General features: G+C 46.0%; 5 protein-coding genes. All 5 read left to right on the forward strand.

What is annotated here, in order from left to right; all coding sequences use genetic code 11:
* The first annotated feature begins 238 nt into the window (after positions 1-238).
* Complete coding sequence (locus ACI35L_RS10950) at positions 239-682, forward strand: low molecular weight protein arginine phosphatase (RefSeq protein WP_439802893.1); 444 nt, start codon at positions 239-241, stop codon at positions 680-682.
* Between the two features lie 53 nt (positions 683-735).
* A complete protein-coding gene (gene rpiB, locus ACI35L_RS10955; RefSeq protein WP_049669307.1) occupies positions 736-1,173 on the forward strand; it encodes a ribose 5-phosphate isomerase B in 438 nt (145 codons plus the stop codon).
* A gap of 18 nt (positions 1,174-1,191) precedes the next feature.
* Positions 1,192-1,749 carry a TIGR01440 family protein gene (locus ACI35L_RS10960; RefSeq protein ID WP_439802894.1) on the forward strand — a complete coding sequence of 186 codons (558 nt, stop codon included), beginning with the start codon at positions 1,192-1,194 and terminating at the stop codon, positions 1,747-1,749.
* A gap of 89 nt (positions 1,750-1,838) precedes the next feature.
* Complete coding sequence (glyA, locus tag ACI35L_RS10965; RefSeq protein WP_049669309.1) at positions 1,839-3,080, forward strand: serine hydroxymethyltransferase; 1,242 nt, start codon at positions 1,839-1,841, stop codon at positions 3,078-3,080.
* 178 nt (positions 3,081-3,258) lie between these two features.
* The coding region (gene upp / locus ACI35L_RS10970) for a uracil phosphoribosyltransferase (RefSeq protein WP_439802895.1) at positions 3,259-3,881 on the forward strand (623 nt) is incomplete at its 3' end.

Here is a 3,881-nt window from a genome sequence, read left to right on the forward strand (position 1 = left end):
AGGTATGGGCGAAATCGGCGACTCATTGTGATAATCAGGTTGTAATGCCCGGCTCCTGCAGAATCCGCTTGTGAATCAAAAAGGTGTAATAGAAGAGGTTTCAACTATTAAAAGCGAACATACATCAATTTAGGGGAGGTCAACAAAAGGGAAAAACGAATCCCTCATTCCACATCAATCCCCTCCTTTTTTTATCAGGCAGAAATCATCTATAATAGGGGGCAGGAGGGAAAACGCCTTGAAAAATATCTTATTTGTTTGTACAGGGAACACATGCCGCAGCCCGATGGCAGAGGCAATCCTGAGAAGTTATCAGTTAGAAGGAGTCGAGGTAAGGTCTGCCGGGGTGTATGCGTATCCGGGAGATGCGGCTTCCGTTAATGCGAGGCTTGTTCTTGATGATCATGAAATTAGGCATGACCATGCAGCGAGTACATTGAGCGATGATGATGTGGAGTGGGCCGATTACATTTTCACCATGACAGAAGGACATAAGCAGCTGATTGCTTCCCGTTACCCGCAGGTGATTGAGCGCACCTTTACACTGAAGGAATTTGTTCGTGAGGATTTGTCTGACCGTGATGTATCTGATCCGTTCGGCGGCAGCAAGCAAATGTACGAGCGCACCTTTATGGAATTAAAGCAACTAATTAATGAGCTAGTGGAAAAAATAAAGAACTAGTACTACTATAGAGTGTGACCAAACTTATAGAGGCTGAAGGGAGTTTTGCAGAAATGAAAGTAGCGCTTGCATCAGATCACGGTGGTTTAAATATTAAGAATGAAATTGCTGACCTATTAAAGGAAATGGGTATTGAATTTGAGGACTTTGGCTGTGATTGCAACACATCTGTTGATTATCCGGATTATGCACAGCCCGTAGCTGAAAAGGTAGCTGCTGGTGAATTTGACCGCGGTATCCTTATTTGCGGGACAGGCATTGGCATGAGCATTGCAGCAAATAAAGTGAAGGGTATTCGTGCGGCTCTTGTGCATGATGTATTCAGTGCGGAAGCAACAAGAGCTCATAATAACAGCAATGTACTCACAATGGGTGAGCGTGTTATCGGACCAGGTCTTGCACGCATGATTGCAAAAGTATGGCTGACAACTGAATTTGAGGGCGGCCGCCACGAAAACCGCATCAATAAAATTGCCAATCTGGAACAATAAAGAGCGGGGGAATGCAGAATGGGTGAAAGGCATCTTGAAGAGATTCAATCAGAAACAGCTCGTCTTCTAGAAGAATTACACAGTGTATTCCCTTTAAACGAGAATCGTCTACTCGTAATTGGCTGCAGCACAAGTGAAGTGATGGGCGAGCGTATCGGCACATCTGGGACACTTGATGCGGCTGAGGCAATCTTTACGGCTATATCCGAGTTTGCACAACGCACGAAGGTTCGCGTTGCTTTTCAAGGGTGTGAGCATATCAATCGCGCGCTTGTCGTCGAACGGGAGACAGCCATTCGCTACTCACTTGAGGAGGTGACCGTCGTTCCCGTTCGCCATGCGGGGGGAGCGATGGCGACTTATGCCTTCAATCATTTCGCAGATCCAGTTGTGGTCGAGAATATGAAAGCGGATGCCGGGATTGATATTGGCGACACGATGATTGGCATGCATTTGAAGCATGTCGCTGTTCCAGTCCGCACATCCGTGAAGGTAATCGGCAAGGCACATGTCACAAGCGCGATGACGAGACCGAAGCTGATTGGGGGAGCCCGCGCGTGCTATGAGCGTATTTAGGAAAAAATGACGATACTTTCTTTTCATGCTAAAATTAGTAGGAATTCTTAAAAGTAAGTGTGCTTTTGATAAAGGGAGGATGCAAAGAGATGAGCTATTTGCAAGAGCAGGATGCACAAGTATTTAAGGCAATCCAACAAGAACTAGGAAGACAAAGGGGAAAAATCGAACTAATCGCTTCTGAGAACTTTGTCAGTGAAGCTGTTATGGAAGCACAAGGCTCCGTACTGACAAATAAATATGCAGAAGGATATCCAGCAAAACGCTATTATGGCGGCTGTGAATATGTAGATATTGTCGAGGATTTGGCTCGCGACCGCGCGAAGCAAATCTTTGGGGCAGAGCATGCGAATGTCCAGCCTCACTCTGGTGCTCAAGCAAATATGGCCGTATATTTCACCATCTTGAATCCGGGAGATACCGTTCTTGGTATGAACCTATCACATGGCGGGCACTTAACGCATGGCAGCCCGGTCAACTTCAGCGGTGTTCTTTATAACTTCGTGGAGTATGGTGTGGATGAAAAGACTCATCTCATCAATTATGAAGATGTTCGCCAAAAGGCGCTCGAATCAAAGCCAAAATTGATTGTCGCAGGCGCAAGTGCGTACCCGCGTGAGATTGACTTCAAGAAATTCCGTGAAATTGCGGATGAAGTCGGCGCTTACTTAATGGTAGACATGGCACATATCGCCGGCCTTGTGGCTGCTGGTCTTCACCCAAGCCCGGTTCCATATGCAGACTTTGTTACTACAACGACTCACAAAACGTTGCGCGGACCGCGCGGAGGCATGATTCTCTGCCGTGAGGAGTTCGCGAAGAAAATTGATAAATCCATCTTTCCAGGCATCCAAGGCGGACCGCTTATGCATGTGATCGCCGCAAAGGCTGTAGCTTTTGGTGAAACGCTTCAAGAAAGCTTTAAGGACTATGCGAAGAAAATCATTGATAATGCAAAACGCCTAGGTGAAAGCTTGGAAAAAGAAGGCCTGACACTCGTATCAGGCGGCACAGATAACCACTTACTTTTAATCGACGTACGTTCAGCAGGACTGACAGGGAAAACAGCTGAGAAAGTCCTTGATGACATCGGCATCACTGTCAACAAGAACACGATCCCATTTGATCCAGAAAGCCCATTTGTTACTAGCGGAATCCGTATTGGTACCGCTGCAGTGACAAGCCGCGGCTTTGGACTCGAGGATATGGATGAGATCGGCGCCATCATTGGCCTCGCGCTCAAGCATCCAGAAGACGAAGCGAAATTGAAGGAAGCGGCAGAACGTGTAGCTGCTTTATCTGGTAAATACGAATTGTATCCTTCTTTATAAGAAAATCGCCGCAGGTTATGGACAACTTGCGGCTTTTTTCTAGAGGAAATGGGATATACTACAAGGGGAAAATTAGCAGGATGAACAAGAAGAAATTCACGATTGAAGAAATAAGTGTTTTTCTGTAAAATGAAGCGAGTGCTTAAATATAGGATTAAACCAGTAAGGAGAGATCAGAATGGGAAAAGTATACGTTTTTGACCATCCATTAATTCAACACAAGCTTACGTACATACGTGACAAGAATACGGGTACTAAAGAATTCAGAGAGTTGGTTGATGAGGTTGCAACACTTATGGCCTTTGAAATCACGCGTGATCTCCCGCTTGAAGAAGTAGAAATTGAAACTCCTGTCAGCAAAGCAACATCCAAAATTATCGCCGGTAAAAAAGTAGCTCTTGTGCCAATCCTGCGCGCAGGTCTCGGCATGGTGGACGGAATGCTTAAAATCATTCCAGCTGCAAAGGTTGGACATGTTGGTCTATACAGAGACCCAGAAACTTTGAAGCCAGTGGAATACTATGTTAAGCTCCCAGCAGACGTTGAAGAAAGAGAATTCATCGTTGTTGACCCAATGCTTGCAACAGGCGGTTCAGCAGTAGATGCCATCAGTGCCATCAAAAAACGCGGTGCGAAAAACATTAAATTCATGTGCCTAGTCGCAGCTCCAGAAGGCGTAAAAGCTGTTGAAGAAGCACACCCAGATGTGGACATCTTCATCGCAGCCCTTGACGAAAAGCTCAACGACCATGGCTACATCGTACCAGGTCTTGGCGACGCTGGTGACAGATTGTTCGGTAC

The organism is Pradoshia sp., assembly GCF_051873915.1.
Lineage (GTDB): Bacteria > Bacillota > Bacilli > Bacillales > Pradoshiaceae > Pradoshia.